Annotated in this window: 17 protein-coding genes and 1 tRNA gene; 5 read left to right on the forward strand and 13 right to left on the reverse strand. The window is 36.0% G+C overall.

All coding sequences use genetic code 11. The annotated features are described in order from the left end of the window. The first annotated feature begins 8 nt into the window (after positions 1-8). The gene (locus P278_RS13720; RefSeq protein WP_051413582.1) at positions 9-2,654 is read left to right on the forward strand and encodes a UvrD-helicase domain-containing protein; all 2,646 of its coding nucleotides are present in this window, start codon (positions 9-11) and stop codon (positions 2,652-2,654) included. 11 nt (positions 2,655-2,665) lie between these two features. Here P278_RS13720 and P278_RS13725 read toward each other — a convergent pair whose 3' ends face one another. From P278_RS13725 to P278_RS13760, 9 genes are all read right to left on the reverse strand, one after another. Continuing rightward, entirely contained in the window at positions 2,666-3,184 is a 519-nt protein-coding gene (locus P278_RS13725; RefSeq protein WP_082436177.1) for an integrase core domain-containing protein, read from the reverse strand. A gap of 47 nt (positions 3,185-3,231) precedes the next feature. Next, positions 3,232-3,354, reverse strand: a complete 123-nt coding sequence (locus tag P278_RS16845) for a hypothetical protein (protein ID WP_262507905.1) — start codon at positions 3,352-3,354, stop codon at positions 3,232-3,234. A gap of 182 nt (positions 3,355-3,536) precedes the next feature. After that, on the reverse strand, positions 3,537-3,803 hold the full coding sequence (locus tag P278_RS13730) for a transposase (protein WP_038268115.1): 267 nt from the start codon (positions 3,801-3,803) through the stop codon (positions 3,537-3,539). 149 nt (positions 3,804-3,952) lie between these two features. Beyond that, the gene (locus P278_RS13735) at positions 3,953-4,531 is read right to left on the reverse strand and encodes a hypothetical protein (protein WP_038268117.1); all 579 of its coding nucleotides are present in this window, start codon (positions 4,529-4,531) and stop codon (positions 3,953-3,955) included. Between the two features lie 296 nt (positions 4,532-4,827). After that, the gene (locus P278_RS13740) at positions 4,828-5,742 is read right to left on the reverse strand and encodes a PD-(D/E)XK nuclease family protein (RefSeq protein ID WP_038268120.1); all 915 of its coding nucleotides are present in this window, start codon (positions 5,740-5,742) and stop codon (positions 4,828-4,830) included. 185 nt (positions 5,743-5,927) lie between these two features. Next, positions 5,928-6,452 carry a leucine-rich repeat domain-containing protein gene (locus P278_RS13745; RefSeq protein ID WP_038268123.1) on the reverse strand — a complete coding sequence of 175 codons (525 nt, stop codon included), beginning with the start codon at positions 6,450-6,452 and terminating at the stop codon, positions 5,928-5,930. A gap of 56 nt (positions 6,453-6,508) precedes the next feature. Beyond that, on the reverse strand, positions 6,509-6,733 hold the full coding sequence (locus tag P278_RS13750; RefSeq protein ID WP_038268125.1) for a hypothetical protein: 225 nt from the start codon (positions 6,731-6,733) through the stop codon (positions 6,509-6,511). Positions 6,734-6,849: 116 nt separating this feature from the next. Further along, the gene (locus tag P278_RS13755) at positions 6,850-8,361 is read right to left on the reverse strand and encodes a hypothetical protein (protein WP_038268127.1); all 1,512 of its coding nucleotides are present in this window, start codon (positions 8,359-8,361) and stop codon (positions 6,850-6,852) included. A 168-nt stretch (positions 8,362-8,529) separates the two neighbouring features. Next, positions 8,530-9,183, reverse strand: coding sequence for an SLATT domain-containing protein (locus P278_RS13760; RefSeq protein ID WP_051413583.1), 654 nt, complete (start codon positions 9,181-9,183; stop codon positions 8,530-8,532). A gap of 2,119 nt (positions 9,184-11,302) precedes the next feature. Between P278_RS13760 and P278_RS13765 the strand changes: the two genes are divergently transcribed. Then, the gene (locus P278_RS13765; RefSeq protein WP_038268129.1) at positions 11,303-11,605 is read left to right on the forward strand and encodes a GIY-YIG nuclease family protein; all 303 of its coding nucleotides are present in this window, start codon (positions 11,303-11,305) and stop codon (positions 11,603-11,605) included. Between the two features lie 580 nt (positions 11,606-12,185). Here the strand turns inward: P278_RS13765 and P278_RS13770 are convergent. Beyond that, a tRNA-Ile gene (locus P278_RS13770) sits at positions 12,186-12,259 on the reverse strand. A gap of 161 nt (positions 12,260-12,420) precedes the next feature. Next, positions 12,421-12,822: a methylmalonyl-CoA epimerase gene (mce, locus tag P278_RS13775; protein WP_038268131.1), complete on the reverse strand. Its 402-nt coding sequence runs from the start codon at positions 12,820-12,822 to the stop codon at positions 12,421-12,423. A gap of 159 nt (positions 12,823-12,981) precedes the next feature. On the opposite strand from mce, the gene rbfA reads away from it, so the two are divergent. Further along, complete coding sequence (gene rbfA / locus P278_RS13780; protein WP_038268135.1) at positions 12,982-13,374, forward strand: 30S ribosome-binding factor RbfA; 393 nt, start codon at positions 12,982-12,984, stop codon at positions 13,372-13,374. A 63-nt stretch (positions 13,375-13,437) separates the two neighbouring features. Further along, complete coding sequence (locus tag P278_RS13785) at positions 13,438-14,580, forward strand: ABC transporter permease (RefSeq protein WP_316930421.1); 1,143 nt, start codon at positions 13,438-13,440, stop codon at positions 14,578-14,580. Between the two features lie 7 nt (positions 14,581-14,587). Here P278_RS13785 and dusB read toward each other — a convergent pair whose 3' ends face one another. Together dusB and P278_RS13795 are read right to left on the reverse strand one after the other, a co-directional pair. Next, complete coding sequence (dusB, locus tag P278_RS13790; protein WP_038268140.1) at positions 14,588-15,583, reverse strand: tRNA dihydrouridine synthase DusB; 996 nt, start codon at positions 15,581-15,583, stop codon at positions 14,588-14,590. 89 nt (positions 15,584-15,672) lie between these two features. Then, positions 15,673-18,084, reverse strand: coding sequence for an outer membrane beta-barrel protein (locus P278_RS13795; RefSeq protein WP_051413584.1), 2,412 nt, complete (start codon positions 18,082-18,084; stop codon positions 15,673-15,675). Between the two features lie 274 nt (positions 18,085-18,358). Between P278_RS13795 and lepA the strand changes: the two genes are divergently transcribed. After that, positions 18,359-20,155, forward strand: coding sequence for a translation elongation factor 4 (gene lepA / locus P278_RS13800; protein ID WP_038268142.1), 1,797 nt, complete (start codon positions 18,359-18,361; stop codon positions 20,153-20,155). The last annotated feature ends 107 nt before the right edge of the window (positions 20,156-20,262 follow it).

Raw genomic sequence — 20,262 nt, forward strand, 5'->3', positions numbered from 1 at the left:
CTTTTTAAATGATAGGTTATATTGTAGTTGGTGGTATTACTTTAACAGCTATTTCGGTTTCAGCATATTCAAATGCTAAAAAGAAAAAAAGGCTTGAAGAAGAAGCGCGTCAGTGTAGAAGGGAATACTTGTTAAAATGCGAGGAACTAAAAAAAAGCCTTCAAAAACAATTAACCGAAATCAAACAATTCAATCTTGATATTGATTCATTCAGAAATAAAAGAAAGTATCTATCGAATTACGATGCATTTAATTTTAAGTCCAATTACACAGCTTTATTTAATAAGTTAAAAATTACTGATTATAAAGACTTACCAGACTTTCAAGAAGAAATTAGGCTTATTGATACGTTTATTTCTGAATACTTAAATTTTGAGGATTTAATTAAGGTTAGAAATAACATTTTCGTTACTAATGAACTTGAAAAGGTTGATGAATTATTAAGTGATGTTGAAGGTAAATCATTAGATAAACAACAAAGAAATGCAGTAGTAGTAAACGAAGATAATAATTTGATTATAGCAGGAGCAGGTTCTGGTAAAACCTTAACAATAGCAGGTAAGGTTCAATATTTAACCAAAAGATTAAGGGTGAATCCTAAAGAAATATTGCTTATTTCTTTTACTCGAAAATCTGCTGATGAAATGGCTGAAAGAATCCAAAAGAAAATGGATATTTCACTACCTGTAAAAACATTTCATAAATTAGGTTTAGATATAATTGCTGAATCAACAAATGAAAAACCATCAATTTTTGGCTTATCACAAAAGGAAATTTTACAACTACTTTCTTCCTTTATTTCCAATGCTAAATCAAATAAGACATATTTCAATAATTTAATAGACTTTTTAGCATACTATTTAAAACCTTATAAAAACATTCATGATTTTAAATCTGATGCAGAACATCAAAACTATCTAAAAGAACAAAAACTTGAAGGGTATAAAATTGTAAAAAGAAAAACTAAAGATGGTGTAAATATAAAGTATCGAGAAAGATTTAAAAGTCAAGAAGAAGTACTGATAGCAAATTTTTTATTTAGAAATAATATTGAATACAAGTACGAAGAAAGTTACCAGTACAAAACAGCAAGTAAAAAGTTTGGCCAATATAAACCAGATTTTTATTTACCTGAATATAACATATATATAGAACATTTTGGTATAGATGAAAACAACAATGTTCCATCTTGGTTTAAAGGAAAAGAAGGTATATCTGCAAAACAAGTTTATAATGAGGGTATTGCTTGGAAAAGAAATGAACATCAATTTAACGGTACTACACTTGTTGAAACTTATTCTTGGGAACAAAAAAAGGGTGTTCTTTTATCAAGTCTAAAAAATAAATTAGAAGAAAAAGGTGTAGAGTTTAACACAATGTCAGATGATGAACTTTGGGATTACATTCAAGAAAACACACCTGAAGATATTGATACATTTACACAATTACTCAATACCTTTTTAGTATTGTTTAAATCTAATAATGAATCTATTAATAATCTTTTATTTAGATCTAAAAAAGAGGATAACCAAAGAGCAACATTATTTTTAAAGTTATTTGAACCTATATTAAAGAATTACGAAAACTACTTAAAAGACCATAATGAAATTGATTTTAGTGATATGATTAATATGGCTACAACTCTAATTTCAAATACTCAATTTTCATCCCCTTTCAAATACATTATCATTGATGAATTTCAAGATATATCGCAATCAAGATACCATTTAATTAAAGCATTATTAGACCAAAAACCTAATACAAAATTATTCTGTGTGGGTGATGATTGGCAATCTATTTATCGTTTCGCAGGTAGTGATATAGGTGTATTTACAGGCTTTTCAGAATATTTTGAAGCTTCTACAATTTCAGGATTTAAAAGAAAAACAAACAAGTCTTATATAGAACATACATATAGATTTGATAATAAACTTATTGACCTTTCAAGCAACTTTATTTTAAAGAACCCAAATCAAATTGAAAAATCTTTAAAAAGTAATAAGCAATCAAAATTAAATCCGTTAACCATTCACAAATACAATGATGCAGAAAGAAATAGTAATGAAGCACATAAAGTATTAAACCAAGCACTTGATGAAATAGTTAAGAAAGAAAAAGATAATGATGTTTCAATATTACTATTAGGACGTTATGATTTTGAAAGACGTATAATAGATGATTCCAAACATATAACTAAAGAATACAATAAGCTACTTAATAGATACGACTACATATATAAAGAAAATCATAATCTTAAAATAAACTTTCTAACAGTACATACATCTAAAGGTTTAGAAGCCGATTATATCATAATCTTAAATGGTAATTCTGGTACTTATGGTTTCCCTTCTGAAATATCTGATGATCCTTTGTTAAACTTTTTATTGTCGAAAGCAGACCAATTTCCAAATGGAGAAGAAAGACGTTTGTTTTATGTTGCAATGACAAGAGCAAAAAAGCACGTTCATATTTTATCAAGTTATGAATATCCTTCAAAATTTGTTACAGAAATTGAAGCAAACGAACCTATCACATCTTTAAAATGTGGTTGGTGTGATAATGGTAAGTTAATTGAAAGAAAAGGTCCTTACGGGTATTTTTATGCCTGTAATAACTTTCATTATTGTAATTATACTAAAAAGATTGAAGTGTAGCCTTACCCAATTTAAGACACAACTAAATTCAACAAATTTTCATTAATATCATTAGATTCGGGGAAGAGTTCTTCTCCGAATCTGGGTTTATATTCTCTAGGGGATTTATTCCCTAGTGATTGATGCGGATGGTTATTATTGTAATCTTCCATCCATTTATTGCTTAATGATCGTAATTGATGTAAATCGTTAAACCAGTAAGCATCTAATATATCTTCTCTATAAAATCTATTCAAGCGTTCTATATATCCATTTTGCATTGGTTTACCCTGTTGAGTATAACGTATTTCAATGCGTCTTCTATTGCACCATTCACTAAATGTTTTGGATAAAAACTCAGGGCCGTTGTCACAACGCACAGTTTGTGGAGGCCCAACCTCTTCTTCTAATTGTTCTAAAGTTTCAATCAACTTCCTGGCAGGATAGTTTAATCCCGGATCTACAGCCAATACTTCTCGGTTGCAATCATCCATTATATTTAAGATACGTACTTTTCTTCCATCAGAAAGAACATCTGACATAAAATCCATACTCCAGACTTGATTTAATTGTTCTGGAGTCTCTAAAGGATGTTTTATTATATCTGTGATACGCTTTTATGTTTACGTCTTAGTTTAAGTTTCATCTGACGATATACTCGTAATACCCGTTTTTCGATTCCACTGATGGCCTTCGCCACGTATTCGTTTATAATACTCATCAAAACCCCTGGTTGGTAACTTATCAGCCAACTCAGAGAGCTTGTCGATTACCTCGCGACATCACGCTTAGTTTGATAATACCACATGGAACGGGTTAACCCTACTACATCACAGGATCGCTTTATGGATACCTGATACTCCTTAATCAAATAAACCGCTCTATGCTTCTTGTCGGAAGGCCTTAGAACTTTTTTGACAAGAGATCTTTTAACATTCTATTATCAAGGCTCGCGTCTGCATACATCTGCTTGAGCTTACGGTTTTCTTCTTCTAATTCCTTAAGGCGTTTTAGCTCTCGAGTCTCCATCCCTCCATACTTCTTACGCCAATAATATATAGTGCTCTTATCTACACCCAATTCACGAGCAATATCGCCAATGGCTCGACCTCGTTCGTTTTCCTTTAAGATCTTGATGATCTGACTCTCGGTAAATCTACTTTTTTTCATCTGACAGTTTAACGGTTTAAAGTTAATAAATTCGAATTTTAAACTGTCTTACTTTTAGGGAAGGCTACACTTTTAGGGAAGGCTACAGAATCTTTAAGAACTAATTCTGCAAGTTTATGAAATGTCATAATAAATCAAATTTTATTTGATTAAAAGAATTGGAATATTGCTAATATAAATCCAAAAATCGTAGCTAAGGCAGCTATTAAATTAATAACATCCCTATATTTTTGATACCAATCACCAATTATAGTAAGCCAACCTTTATTCGATTGTTTTTTTGAATTTATGGGAGGAGTATTAAGAACAATATTTTCAGCGCCGGTATTTTGACCTAATTTAGTTTTATAAAATTTACCTTCTAAATAAATTTCCCCTTCTTTTTCTAATTTTTTTATAGCGTATCTTTCAAGACCTGGTGTTGATTTAGTAATTGTATATGAATTGTTTTTTATGTTATTAAACACTTTGTTTATAACCCAGTGGTCTATCCCTTGAGTTATTGCTTGAGCACCATCGTCCGTTAAAGCATATTTAACCTCAGAATCAATTTTTTCTGTTGTTATCAAACCCAATGTAATAAGATCTTCGCATTTCCTTTCAACAGAGGTAATTCCAAAAGGGAATAATGCTCTTATTGTCATAAAATCTAAATGGTCGCGTTCAGAAAGTATCTGAATAATCTTTTTCTCTATATTTCCTGGTTTGTTGTAATCAAATTTATTCATTTAGGAGATTATAGTATTCAATGTGAGTTTTATTCCAAATATAATAATAAAACAGAGTTGCTTTTTGGGCAATACAACCTTTTGTTTCCTGCGGGGGGTTACAGATATTATACACAAAACAAAACCTCTGCAACCGGTCACGGGAATTATTCGCTTTCCAAAAAGAGATCAGACTTATTTAGAAGCATCTAACAGTTTAACTTCGTTGAATCTTCGATTTCCCTTATGCAAAAAACAAACCTAGCTCAACCAACACGACATTCATGTTTGGCCATTTCGACCACATGAATGATTAGTTATTGTAACCAGTTTTTATTTTCTTTTATCCAGTTTCTTAGTTTTACCATGTTTTGCAATCCTTTCTCTACAATCTCAATTTGATCGGAAAATTCTTTTGTTCTATCAATTTTTCCCGAATAAACTCTAATTGAAAAACTTTTGCCATGCTTTTCTAGTTTTGCCCATTCAGGAAGTAATTCTTTAATTTTATGTTGTACTTCTTCGGAATATCCTTTGAAAGTTGCATCTGCATTTCCTTGTCTAAGTTTATGATAAAATACAATATCTTTTAAACTATTGTCATATAGCATGGGCCAATCGCTATTGTGCGGTACAATGTCAGGCTTTCTCATAGATAAACTGGGATAGTTAGCTTCCTTAAACCTCCAATATGAATGCCAAAATTTTTGAACTGGAATAGAATTCACTGGTTGATATCCACGTCTTGATTTTTCGCTTGCAATTTGAAGGAGTTGGCTTTTAAATAGATTTCTTTTTGTTCCTGTGAAATCTAATCTTTTTGTAATGGATTCGTAGGTTAGGTAGTTTTCAAATACGTTTTGATTTTCACAGTATAGTTCAGGGGCAATTAGAATTGAAAAAGCTAGATCGCAGTTATTGTTGTTTAAATAGTTTTTTGCTCTTTTTGAATAACGTTCTGATTGTTCTTCTTGAAAAGAGGCCTCTAATTTGTTTTCTATTAGAACAAATACCTTTTTATCAGTAGAGTAATAGGAGAAAAGGATATCTGTTTCTCCTAAGCCAAAATCGGAAATGCTTCTCCAGACTCCCTTTACTGCCGTGAGTTTAGGTAGGTCTAGTTCATTAACAAACCACTCACAGAAGCTATTATCTGTAGAAAATTCTTCAAGTAAAATTAGGTCAACGTCTCTTTCTTGAATTGATTCAACTGGAAGGATATTGTTGTCCATTTCTGAGGGTTGTTTTTAAATTGGTTACAACGTATATACAAACACCATATAATATTTATTCTCAATTTATAAAAATAAAACAAAATCCCCCCAATCTTACTCTGGGCTTTTTCCCATACTTGCAAAAAAACAGCCTCCTATTTACCCGTTCCGACAACACGAATGTTAATTATTGAGCACAGTTTTTATTCTCCTATCCACCATTCAATTCTATCTTTAAATTTATTTTTGACAAAATCATAAGCAACGAAGAATCCTGATTGCAACGATGGATGCTCATTTTGGATGAACTCTCTTTCTTGGTTTTTCATTCGCCAATGTGCATCAAGTCTTTTGAGTTTTTTGAGTTCTAAAATTGGTCTGTAATTTTTATCCCTTAATGATGCACAGGACATGTTAAGTTCAATTAGTTCATTTAAGTCAGTAAATGGTTCCAGACTTTTTAACATTAAATTTTTTGGAGCGAATGTATCCCCACCAAGTTCCAAGGATTTTAACCAGTTCATTTTTCCTATTAGTTCATAATTAACAACCTTAAAAGACCCGAGAATTGAAAGACTCTCCAATGATTTTAACTCAATCAATGATGATATATCTTCCAAACGAGAAAAATTGCTAAGAGACAAGGCCCTTAGTTTCGTTAGCTTTTTGATTGAACTGATGTCTGTAACTGTAGAAGTCCTAATATTTAAAACTTCTAAATTTTCCATTTTGCATACGACATCAAAGTAGTCTTGGTCTACTCTATGGCGTAGGTCGAGCCTCTTTATATGACTAAGGTTGGGTAGCTTTTCCTTCCAATGTTCATCAATTTCTTTTTTTTTGCAGTGGTGCTTGAAGGAAAATCCATAGCTAAAGTCGATATGAAGATATTGTTTGTTTTCAAGACATTGTCTTCATACTCCTGAAAAGCTTGTTCCTCATCCAAATCCGCTATTGTAGGATAATAGGTGTCAACTATCTGGTCTTTTCCAGCAATTGGTGTGTCCATTTATTGTTTTCTCTAAAAATTAAATCAACGATTTGACGTTATTGGTAGATAGCACTGATCTTTCATAAACCACTGAACGCCCTATTTGCCATATACCGTGTTGTGTGCAGTATAAATTAGTAGCCTAGCTCCTTTACATATTCCATAGCTTTATTCAAAACATACTGTTGAATATGTCCTAAAGTTAAGGAGTTTTGTCTTTTAGCCAATTCATCCGGAATTTCTCTACCTGTTGTACGCCAAGTTGGTTCAAAACAAATTACGTCTTTTTCATTTAGTCTTATTTGGATATCAGGTTTTAATGTGAAACCTTCCAATTCTTGTTGCTCAATATAAACAACGGCTTTTATTTTTTCTTCATCTAATGCCTCAATGAAAGCATCTCCTATAGCTTTATTGAGTAGTTTATCTTGGCTATCAGCTAGCTTTTGCAATCTTAGATAATCATAAGCCGTAGCGTCTGTTGTTCTCGAGGGACTTCTTTCTGATGATGAATAATCTTCAAATAATAATTTGAAAATTGAACTCTTTTTAATCACTTGTGTCGCTACTTTTTTCTTTTCTACCTTTTTTATTAATGATTTTTTTATAGAATCTTCTCCAAAAGCACGAACAGAAGCGAGAGATAGGTTTGGATAAATAGGTAAAATTCTAACATCAAGAAGTCGCATTAAAAATGCAGCTCTATCTCTTCGAACTCTCCAATCATTTAGATATGCACTTTTATTGGAAGTGTCATCGAGGGTTGCTATAAATCTCTCTATATCAATTCTATTTTTCAAACCTTGAGTAAGAGATTTCACAGTTCTATCTATTTCAATTGCATCGTCACCAGAAAGTAATATCCACACCTTAGGAATAATCTTATTTTTTAAAAATAGGTCAGTTTTTTCAGAAAGCTCAATGGAAAATGTCTCTAATTCTGTGAAATACTCACCTATTGTTGATACTTTTTTTAATATTTTTCTAGTTGATTCTTTAGTTATTCCGAAAGATTCAAGATTTATTCCATTTATATTTTTAGAAGTTATATCAGCAACATTATAGAAGTTTGATTTATCAATTCCAATAAACTCGTAAATACCTCCATTGGAAGTAATACTATCCCTTCCAACATCCCACGCAATTTTAGCAATTGAATCAGCTGATTCCTTGTCTGTTATTGGCCAAATAATTATTACTTGCCCTTCTGGTTGACGAAACATTACTCTTAATTCTTCAAAGAAAATTTTTAAATCCTCATTTGATTCATTCGGATTATCTCTGTCCTCAAAAACGAATATATTATTTGATTCAGTTCTTTCCTCTTTTATAAATTCAGGAATTTCATCAATGGTAATCAGCCTTGGTATTATGATAATTTTAACATTTGAAAAAAATGATGTTAGTGTTTTTAAGAATGTCGTTTTTCCCGCACCTGATATACCATAAAATATTTTAAACCTCCCAATTTTATTATATGTCAATTGTTTTAAAAGTGATTGTATCTCTATCTTAGCATTGTCTACTTCTTGAACAATTTGGGTTATGCTCAATCCTTTTTCGGTTATTTCCCTTTCTAAAACTTCATATCTTGAAGGTAATCTTAAATATTCCAATTCTAAATCAACTTCAATTTTTTTAATCATAATTATTTATGTTTGAAAGTTTCGTGATATTGCACACAACAATGGAATAAACACCATATGGTATTAATTTTACTCTATAAATATAAAAGAAAATTTTCTCAACTATTAAGAATTCATTATAGCCACTTTCTAACTATCTACCTTTTTTGATTTAATCATTATCCAAAGCTATCCAATATTAGTTATTAATAAATAAAGTATTACTCCTGGAATAAGCATCATACCTAAGTATATTAACCTTGTATTAATGAAATATCTTGAAGGAGTAAAAATCCACTCGTACCATTTTATTGTATAATAGTCAGGATGTTTAAGTCTGAAAAACTTATTATCAATTGGGTCGTGATTATCGTACCTTCTTAATATATTCTGATATTCTTTTTGAAGATTTTGACAAAATTCCAACCTCTCCTTTAACGAGGCATCTTTTTCATATGATTTATAGTTTTGAAGTTCATTATATAAATCAGCCAAATCTAAAGCACAATCGTGAAAGTTTTTTGCTTTAACAGGATAGTTTTGAGAATTTTCAAGGAGAGAAAAAATTAAGACCAATATTGATAGTGCGGTTATTGTAAATGCAATTACATTGGGATTAATTGCATTTGGCTTATATAAATTATAAACAGAAACTAATCCAAAAATAATCAGATATGCAGAAAGAAAACTTATACTTAATGTTGAATATTTCGCTATGGTTTTCAATCGACTATCTGCCGTAAAACGAGTTCCTTTAGTAGACCAAATTTTATGCTTTAGTTCTTCAAGAAAATCTTTATCCAAATGTTCTTTCCCCTTTCCTTTTTCAAAACTCTTTGCCATAAATTGTTTCAATTATTTTCTAACTGTAATTCCATTATATTAATCAGATAGCGACACATCATCCTAATCACAGATCATAAAAATAAAACAAAATCCTCCCAACATTCAGAGGGGAAAATTCCCCTTTCCCTCAAAGAAAAGTAAAAAGACTATATCCGCTTTACGGAAAACCATAATTTATAGAGAAAGGGTTTAGGGTTTTTGGTGGGTTTGGTTACCGCCTGGTGAGAATGCCATGCTTTATTTTTTTAGAAAGGTTGCATAGAGGTCAATATAAATCTAAGTTTATAAGATATATTCATTTCGATATAATGTTTTGTCCTTTTTTACTCGGGGTATTTATTTATTGTATTTAATAGTACCTCATGATGTGCTGCGCAGTTCTTGAAACAAAAACGAACCAAAAAATTCAAGCCTTGGGTTTTCGGCTATCCACTTAATTCTTGATCACTAAACCAGACAAACTCACAGCCAGTTCGGTTCTCATAATTAATGTGGGAACAGCTATTGAAGGTAGGTGAATCTTATAGGTGAGATTGCCACGTCAGGCTAAAGCCTTCCTCGCAATGACGATTCTTTTTGGTTTCTACCCTGTATTGATGATGAATCTCTGGGTTGTTTGGATTTATAATTAATGTGGGGGCATTTTTTGAAGGTAGGTGACTCATTTGGTGAGATTGCCACGCCTTGCTGTCGCATGCCTCGCAATGACGATTCTTAACGGTTTATTATAGTGCTTTAAACGAAGGTTTTCATGAAATAGCTGTGGCTCAAGTGGAAGTGCGTTAGCGATAGCTAACAAAGCATGTAACGTAAGAGACATCAGCGGTTTTGCGATAGCAAAAATTTCCTATAAACCTTCTTGATTTTTTGATTCGTTTTGCATCAAGGCAAAATGAACAATAGATTATAATTTGGGATATCTTTTGAGGTAGGTGACTCATTTGGTGAGATTGCCACGCCTTGCTGTCGCATGCCTCGCAATGACGTTACTGTATATTATTTATAAAAATATATTTATCATTCATTTTCTTTGCTCATCCAAAGAAAACGAATCAAAAGAAAGGATGCCCGTCGAGAGGTATTTTTGCTATCGCAAAACCATGAATTCAATCCTAAATGGTCTCCAAGGCTTCGACCATTTTTAACGGATTCAATTCATGTATACTGCCGACGGGAGTACTCTTCTATCAACATTTTTAACCCATTAAAAAACCTTAACCTCGCCGGCCAAACCCTAGGGCGGGTTTCTTTGTATGTGTTGACAAACTCACAGCCAGTTCGGTTCTTATAATTAATGTGGGAACATATATTGAAGGTAGGTGACTCATTTGGTGAGATTGCCACGCCTTGCTGTCGCAAGGCTCGTAATGACGTTACTGTATATTATTTATAAAAATATATTTATCATTCATTTTCTTTGCTCATCCAAATACATAGTATTCACGAACACATTGACAAAAATAATAAGGACGTGAGTAAAGAAAACGAATCAAAAGAAAGGATGCCCGTCGAGAGGTATTTTTGCTATCGCAAAACCATGAATTCAATCCTAAATGGTCTCCAAGGCTTCGACCATTTTTAACAGATTCAATTCATATATACTGCCGACGGGAATACACTCCGACTAACATTTTTAACCCATTAATGAACCTCAACCTGGCCTGCCACAGTCTAGGGCGGGTTTTTTGCTGGATTTGGTTACCGCCTGAAGAGATTGCCACGTCAGGCTAAAGCCTGCCTCGCAATGACGTTTCTTTGCGGTTTTTTATAGTATTAAATGAAGGTTTTCATGAAATAGCTGTGGCTCAAGTGGAAGTGCGTTAGCGATAGCTAACAAAGCATGTAACGCAAGAGACATCAGTGATTTTGCGATAGCAAAAATTTCCTATAAACCTTCTTGATTTTTTGGTTCGTTTTGCATCAAGGCAAAATGAACAATAAATTATAATTTGGGATATCTTTTGAGGTAGGTGACTCATTTTGGTGAGATTGCCACGCCTTGTTAACACAAGGCTCGCAATGACGTTTTTGTTGTACATATATTAATGAGACCACCACATCAGGCTAAAGACCTCCTCGCAATGACGTTAAATTTGTAATTAGGTATATTTATATCATGATTCGAAAGAGCTTTGTCTACTTTATGACTAATGAAAATAACACCGTTATCTACATAGGGGTTACAAGTAACCTAAACAAAAGAGTGTTTCAACATAAAACAAAATCTTATAAAGGATTTACTTCAAAATACAATTGTACTAAACTGGTCTACTTTGAAGAGTTTTTAGAGGTAAATGAAGCTATTGCAAGGGAAAAACATTTAAAAAACGGGAATAGGAGTCGAAAAGAATCATTGATAAATAAAAATAATCCTGATTGGCAAGACCTGTCCGAAGGGTGGTTGTTTAATGGTATTTGAAGAGGTTAGGGGTTTTTTGCTGGATTTGGTTACCGCCTGAAGAGATTGCCATGCTTTATTTTTTTAGAAAGATCGCAAAGATGTCATTGTAAATTACGTTTATAAGATAAATTTATTTCAATATAATGTTTTGTTCTTTTTTGCATTGCCAAAAAAAGAACGAAAAAACGCTAGCCTTAGCTGTTCGGCTACCCGCTAGTTTTTTGAACACTAAATTATCTGAACTCGGCAATTTGCCTCAGACAGCAGATAATTTTACGTATTCTGCAAATAGCGGGTCCCAGCCTGCCACAGCCTATGGCGATTTTTTTTGTATACGTTGACAATCTCATAGCCTGTTCGGTTCTTATAATTAATGTGGGGGCATTTTTTGAAGGTAGGTGACTCCTTTTAATGAGATTGCCACGCCTTGCTGTCGCATGGCTCGCAATGACGTTTTTGTGGTACATGTATTAATGAGACTACCACATCAGGCTATAGCCTGGCTCGCAATGACGATTCTTTGCAGTTGATATCAATTTCTCACTTAATGTCTTAAAACAAAAAAACCCCAACTATCGTTGAGGTTTCGTGTTACCTGTGGTCCCACCTGGGCTCGAACCAGGGACCCCCTGATTATGAGTCAGGTGCTCTAACCAGCTGAGCTATAGGACCGGCTAAAATTGGAGTGCAATATTACTACTATTTTTAAAATCGTGCAAGCCTTTTTTAATAATTACTCACCTGGTGAGATTTAATATACTCCTACACTTGCGCTTATGATCTATTTTTTGGCTTTTCCGTTGTCATATCCGGCGGGGTTACTCCCGTCCGGTTTACTTAATTTCTTCGCACAGCTCCACCAGCACGCCATTGGTGGATTTAGGGTGTAGAAAAACAACTTTCTTATTATCGGCTCCCTTTTTCGGGGTTTCATTCAATACGACAAAGCCTTCTTTCTTTAATCTTTCTACCTCTGCTTCTATATTATCCACATCAAAAGCGATGTGGTGTATGCCTTCTCCTTTCTTTTCGATAAACTTAGCGATCGGACTCTCCGCATTAGTCGCTTCGAGCAGTTCGATCTTACTTTCGCCGGTTCTGAAAAACATGGTCTTTACTCCTTCTGAGGCTACTTCTTCGGTTTTGTAGGCTTCCGTGTTCAACAGCTTCTCAAATAAAGGTCCTGAAACGCCTAAGTCTTTTACGGCGATGCCTAAATGTTCTATTTTCTTCACGTGTGTGTTTTTGTGTGTTTGAAATACATTGAATATAACTACTGAGAATCCTTACCTGGATGCTTTGTTAGCCTTCTCAAATAAATTTATCTTCACTTCTTTTCAAAACTCAAAGTTAATACTTTTATACTGTAATCTTTATTGTTGTATTTTTGTGCCATGGAATCTAACAGACAGAAAAAAATAGCAGGGGTAATTCAGAAAGATCTAGCCGATATATTACAACGTGCTTTGAAAGATAGTGGCTTAATGGGAACGTTGATTTCAGTCACCAAAGTAAAGGTTACTGTAGACCTTTCTATCGCCAAGGTATATCTTAGTATCTTTCCGAATAAGAATGACAAAGAGATCTTAGAGGATATTCGTACCATTCAGCCTAAAATAAAACACGAATTATCACAACGTACCAAGCATCAATTAAGGAGAATTCCTGAACTTGAATTTTTTATTGATGATTCATTAGAATATATCGACCAGATCGATCGTTCTTTAAAAGGTGGGGAGAATCCTTTGGAGAATCCTGACCTATTAGGCAAAAGAAAGAAATCATAATTATTGTTTTTCCCTTTTTACATAGCGAAACGGTACCTTGTTTCTAAAAGCAGTCAGAATGCTGTGAACATCATCAATATGGTTACCTTTCTGGTGATCGTTATCGGTGCTGCTTCCCTCTTTATTGTACTTTCTGCTTTTGCCGGACTCAAAACCTTTAGCTTGTCTTTTGCCAATGCCTTCGATCCGGATCTGAAGATCGTTCCCGTGAACGGCAAGGTCATTTCCTTCGATTCGGAAACCAATAAAAAGCTTGAGGATATCGATGGGATCGCTTCGTATTCCAGGGAACTGGAGGAGCGCGTTTTTTTAATGCACGATCAGAAAAATCACGTTGCTTACATTAAAGGGGTGGATGAGAACTACAATTTAGTCACCAAAACGGATAGCACGCTTTATGTGGGGGAATGGCTGAATGTCTATCCCGACCAGGTGGTTACAGGGATTGGGATTGCTAATATTTTAGGGCTCGCTGTCAACGACCGGCTTAACTCGCTGGTTATTATGGCGCCTAAACCGGGTACGGGTCCGATCAGGACATCTCAGAAGAAACCTTACAATACTTCCTATGCTTCCGTAAGCGGGGTTTATGCGGTGAATGAGGATCTGGATAAAAAATATGTTTTTGCGCATTTAAGCACCGTTCAGGGACTTTTAGAACGCGGACCGAGTGATATTAGCGGAATCAATATTAAACTTAAAGAAGGGGCCGATACGGCTGTTGTGAGCGAGGAGATCGCTACGGCCTTCGATAATCAGGTGGACGTTAAAACGCGTGCTGAACTGAATGCTACCTTGTACAAAATGCTCAATACGGAAAACCTGGCTATTTACCTGATCTTTACCCTGGTTCTTATCATTGCGCTCTTCAATCTTGTGGGGGCGATTATAATGATGGTACTGGATAAAAAGTCGAACCTGAAAACCTTATACAGCCTGGGTATTACGATAAAAGGCTTGAGACAAATCTATTTCTACCAGGGACTCATCGTTTCTGCCGTAGGGGGTATCATCGGTATTCTGATCGGATTTGTGTTGACGTGGACTCAGAAAACCTTCGGGTGGTTTATGATCACACCATCACTACCTTATCCGATGGATCTGACGGTTATGAATTTTGTGGTGGTATTATTCACCATTCTTATCCTTGGGTATCTGGCCGCTAAAATAGCTTCCCTAAGAATTAACAGGAAGCTGATCGATTAAGATCAGGCTATACCATAAACTCTACATCCGTAAACTTCTCGATTACCTCATCCAGAACAGCAAATATATCTGCTGCATCGTCTGTGGTTACCAATTGCTGACGGTACGGTTTAAAATTCGGGATGCCTTTGAAGTAGTTGGCATAGTGTCTGCGCATTTCCAATACTCCTAATTTTTCACCTTTCCAGTCGATAGACATTTCCAAATGGCGACGTGCCACTCGTACGCGTTCTTCCATCGATGGGGGTGCTAAATATTCTCCGGTTTTAAAATAGTGTTTTACTTCGTTAAAAAACCAAGGGTATCCGATACTGGCTCTTCCGATCATCGCTCCGTCGAGACCATATTCATCACGCATTTCTACTGCTTTTTCGGGACAGTTTACATCACCATTTCCGAAAACGGGAATGTGCATACGCGGATTGTTTTTTACGGCGGCTATGGGTTTCCAGTCGGCATTTCCTTTGTACATCTGTACGCGGGTTCTTCCGTGGATGGAAATTCCCTGAATACCTACATCCTGCAGTTGCTCGGCAACTTCTACAATTTTGATGGAATCGCTGTCCCAACCTAAACGCGTTTTCACGGTAACAGGGAGGTTGGTGCGTTTTACCATGGCTTCGGTAAGTTTTACCATTAGCGGGATATCTTTAAGGATTCCGGCTCCGGCATTTTTACAGACTACCTTTTTAACCGGGCATCCGAAGTTGATATCAATAATATCAGGTTTGGATTGTTCCACGATATCGATAGCTTCGAGCATAGAATCCATTTCGGCTCCAAAAATCTGGATCCCTACAGGGCGTTCCTTTTCGTAGATATCGAGTTTCTGCACACTCTTGGCTGCATCGCGTATTAATCCTTCCGAAGAAATAAATTCGGTATACACCACATCGGCACCATTCTCTTTACACAATGCACGAAATGGTGGATCACTCACGTCTTCCATCGGTGCTAACAACAAAGGAAAATCTCCTAATTCTATGTTACCTATCTTAGCCACAGTATAATTGCTTCAAAATTTCGAGGTGCAAAGATAAAGGATTATTTCAAAATGTAAAAAATTGATTATCTGTATGTTAGTTCTCAGATTTACATCACCGGTTTCTCTTCCAATCGCTCCTGCTCTTCGGATTTGGTTTCTCTGTTGTTATCGGCTAGTCGGAAGTTTCCAAACTTGTATTTAAATCCAAGGGTGATGTTTCTGTTTTCAGCCATCGATTTATAGGCGTTATCCTGGTTTAAGTACTGCGAGCGAATCCACACCCGGTTGGTATTGAAGATATCCGCGATGTTTAAACTGATCGTGGCTCTCTTATTCCACAGCGATTTCGTGAGTCCGAGGTCTACGTAGAACTGATTCTTAAAATGGTACGACCCCTGGATAAAATTAGAGAGGTAATACAGGGTCATATTCGCATTCAGCGTTCCGTCTTTTGCCAGGCTGAATTGGTTATATGCTTGTCCGAGGTAGCCCACGGTATGGTTCTGTTCCCTGACACCTCCACTTTCTAAGGCCACAAATTCATTTTCCAAATAGAATCCGGACATATAGGTATATAAATACCACCATGAGTTTACATACCCGTAATAGGTAAAGTCGAGGCTGTATTGAAATTCATGATCGATATTATAGAAGGATTCGTATAGGATCTGATTCTCATTCTCCTGGAATACGAGCTTGGAGAGATTGTTATTTACATGCTGGTAATAGAGTGAAAAAATGAACTGCCCTTTGTAGGTATAGTCGAAGGCTATTTTATTTTCAATGGCCCTGGTTAAGCTTGGGTTTCCTCCGATGTACTGATCTTCGTTATAGTAATAGCGATATGGATTTAGACTCCCGTACTTCGGGCGCTCCAGGCTTCGTTTGTACGACATGCTATACTGATGATTCTCTGAAGGTGCATACGTAATGATAGACGTTGGAAACAGTTCGAAATACTTTTGGGTATTGATGTCGCCCAAAGCGATTGAATTCGCTTCCACATCGGTATACTCCCCTCTTAGTCCGGTGGACAATGACCATTTTTCCCATTCTTTGTTGAACTGAGCATAACCGGCATATACATTCTCGGTATACTTAAACTGGTCGTCGACCGTGTTTAAGGGTACCACATCGCCGGAATAATTAACCAAACTATTGCTTTTGATGGCACTGTACTTAACCCCTGTTTCAAAAGAAGAGGCTTCTGAAGGGATCGAGAAGTCTAATCCCTGCGTATAGATATCATTCTTTTGTTCTGCATAAAAATCGAAACTATCGCTACCGGTGGACGTATTATCGACCGCGTAATAGTTGGTTTCCAGAAACTGATTTTGAGCGTCTTTGTAATAGATATAGTCCGATACCAGATTCATGGTTGCTCCTTTCTCACCTATTTTCAATTCATAGTCGAGGGTTACAGATACGTTGGAACGGTCGTTGTCCAGATCGCTATCGGTATTGAAGTAAGAGGCTAACTGCTCGTTGGCATCGTATACATCGGTTCTGATGTCGTTGGCTAATTTCGTGTTTGGTGAGTGCAGGATATTCGAGCTGAGGCTGATATCACTTTTAGCACTCAGGGTGAAATCTAAAATGGTACTTAGCTGATGTGCATACGAACGGGTTACTTTTCTAAAGTCTGATTCCCATTGTCCGTTTGGGGTATTCCCGTCGAACCAGTTGACATAGCTGTTATCGTGTTTGTATTGTTTTTTAGGGTTGTAGCTATAGTTAAGAAAGGCATTTACAAAATCGTTTTTGTAGTAGTGACTGGTTCCGAGTGTGTATTTTGGAAAAACGGCCTGGGTCCATCGGCCTTCAACGCTTCCTTTGTAGCCAATAGAAATGCTTTTTGCGGTGGTGATATTAATGATCGTGCTGGCTTCGGCATCGTATTTGGCGGAAGGATTGGTAATGACCTCCACCGATTTTATGTTAGAACCTGAATAGTTGGTGAGTAAGCTATTGAGCTCCGACCCTGTTAGGTACACAGATCGGTCGTTGATATACACTTCTGCAGAAGAGTTTTTTACCAGGATGGAACCATTGGTAATGATGACTCCCGGGGTTTGTTTCAGAATGTCATAGGAAGATAATTCTGAAAGGGAGGTGTTTTCTACATTAAAGACCAGGCGATCGGACTTGCGTTCTATGGTCGGTTGGTTAACAACAACGCCTTCTAACTCTTGCACATTTTTGGTTAACACCAATTGTATGTCTTGAATGGAATTGGCGATCACCAAAGGTTGGGCATAATCGGTATAACCTACGTAACTCGATTTAAGAATATAGGTACCGGCTTCGATATGGGTAAACTCAAACGCCCCATGCTCGTTGGAAGAAACGGCTTTCACCAAAGTCGAATCTGAGTTTTTTAGTAAAAAAACATTGGCGTAGATTAAGGCTTTTTGCTCGTCGGAAACCACTTTTCCCTGAACTGAATATTTCTGGGCATTCCCTGAATAAGCAATAAAAACAAAGACCAAGCCAAGTAATTTGGTTAGTTTAGTTAGCATGTTTTTAGTTGAGGCGTGTTTATTTGAGGTTAAATTTAAGAATATCTGCAAATGCCGCAAATTTTATATAGAGTATTTTCTGTAAATCTGTTATTTTAAATCCTTTCCAAAGTTCAATTTCAACTATTTTACCTCTTGAAAATAATGTATATTTGCAGATTCAACGATTGCTGAATCTTTTTAGGCCTAAAGCGCTCTAATTGATGAAATTGAAAACGACGGGATTGTTTGTATAAACCAAACACTGGAAAGAAGCGGCAACTAAATTGTACAAATGAAAAATATCAGGAATTTTTGCATTATTGCGCATATAGACCACGGTAAAAGTACGTTAGCAGATCGCTTGCTGGACTTTACAGGTTCAGTTACTGATCGTGAAAAGCAGGATCAATTACTCGATAATATGGATCTTGAACGCGAGCGCGGGATAACCATTAAGAGTCACGCCATTCAGATGGAGTACACTTACAAGGGGGAGCAATACATATTGAACCTTATCGATACTCCCGGGCACGTCGACTTCTCTTATGAGGTTTCTCGTTCGATCGCGGCATGTGAAGGAGCCCTGTTAATTGTTGATGCTGCACAAAGTATACAGGCGCAAACCATTTCTAACTTGTACCTGGCACTTGAAAACGATTTAGAAATTATTCCTGTTCTTAATAAAATTGATCTTCCGAGTGCGAATCCTGAAGAGGTGACCGATGATATCGTAGACTTATTGGGTTGTGACCCTGAGGATGTAATTCCTGCCAGTGCTAAAACAGGACTCGGAATCGAAGAGATTTTAGAGGCGATTATCGAGCGTGTTCCTGCTCCTAAAGGAGAGCCGGATGCTCCTTTACAGGCCTTGATCTTCGATTCGGTTTACAATCCGTTCAGAGGGGTTGAAACTTACTTCAGAGTACTTAACGGTGAGATCAAAAAGGGCCAGAAGATTAAGTTTATGGCTACTGATAAGTCTTATTTCGCTGATGAGATCGGAACGCTTAAACTAAAGCAGCAACCGAAAACTATTATAAAGACTGGTGATGTAGGATACCTGATTACGGGTATTAAAGATGCCCGCGAGGTCAAAGTGGGTGATACGGTAACCAGTACTGAAAATCCATGTGACAAGCCTATTGAAGGTTTTGAAAACGTAAAGCCAATGGTATTTGCGGGGATCTACCCTGTTGATACGGAAGATTATGAAGAGCTTCGCGGGGCTATGGAAAAGCTACAGCTGAATGATGCTTCTCTTGTATTTGCTCCTGAAAGTTCGGCAGCATTAGGGTTTGGTTTCCGATGTGGATTCTTAGGGATGTTACACCTGGAGATCATCCAGGAACGTTTAGAGCGTGAGTTTGACATGACTGTGATCACTACCGTTCCTAACGTTAGTTACCACGCTTACACTAAAAAAAATCCGGACGAGATCATTATTGTTAATAACCCTTCTGACCTTCCTGATCCTTCTAAATTAGAAAGGGTTGAAGAGCCTTTTATCAAAGCAACGATCATTACCAAAGCTGATTTTATCGGTCCGGTTATGTCATTGTGTATTGAGAAGAGAGGGGTTATCACGAATCAGACTTACCTGACTCCGGAGCGTGTTGAATTGAGTTTCGACATGCCACTGGCAGAAATCGTATTTGATTTCTACGATCGTTTAAAAACGGTTTCAAAAGGGTATGCTTCATTTGATTACTCTCCTATCGGGATGCGTCCTTCGAAATTGGTGAAGGTAGATATCCTTATCAATGCGAACTCTGTAGATGCATTGTCTGCCCTGGTACACATGGATAACGCTCATACCATCGGTAAAAAGATGTGTGAAAAGTTAAGAGAGCTTATCCCGCGTCAGCAGTTCGATATTCCGATCCAGGCGGCTATTGGAGCTAAGATCATTTCAAGAGAAACGATTAAAGCCTTGCGTAAGGATGTAACGGCTAAATGTTATGGTGGTGATATCTCTCGTAAGCGTAAGCTTCTTGAAAAGCAGAAAAAAGGTAAAAAACGTATGCGTCAGGTGGGTAATGTAGAGATCCCTCAACAGGCATTTATGGCAGTGCTCAAGCTGAACGATTAATACGGCCGATATATTATAATGAAAGCCTTCCTGAAGTACCATTCGGGAAGGCTTTTTTAATGCTATATTCTTTCTTTTGTAGGTGATTTTCTTGTAAAAACCTTAAG

Origin of the sequence: Zhouia amylolytica AD3, assembly GCF_000511935.2 — a bacterium.
Taxonomy (GTDB): domain Bacteria; phylum Bacteroidota; class Bacteroidia; order Flavobacteriales; family Flavobacteriaceae; genus Zhouia; species Zhouia amylolytica.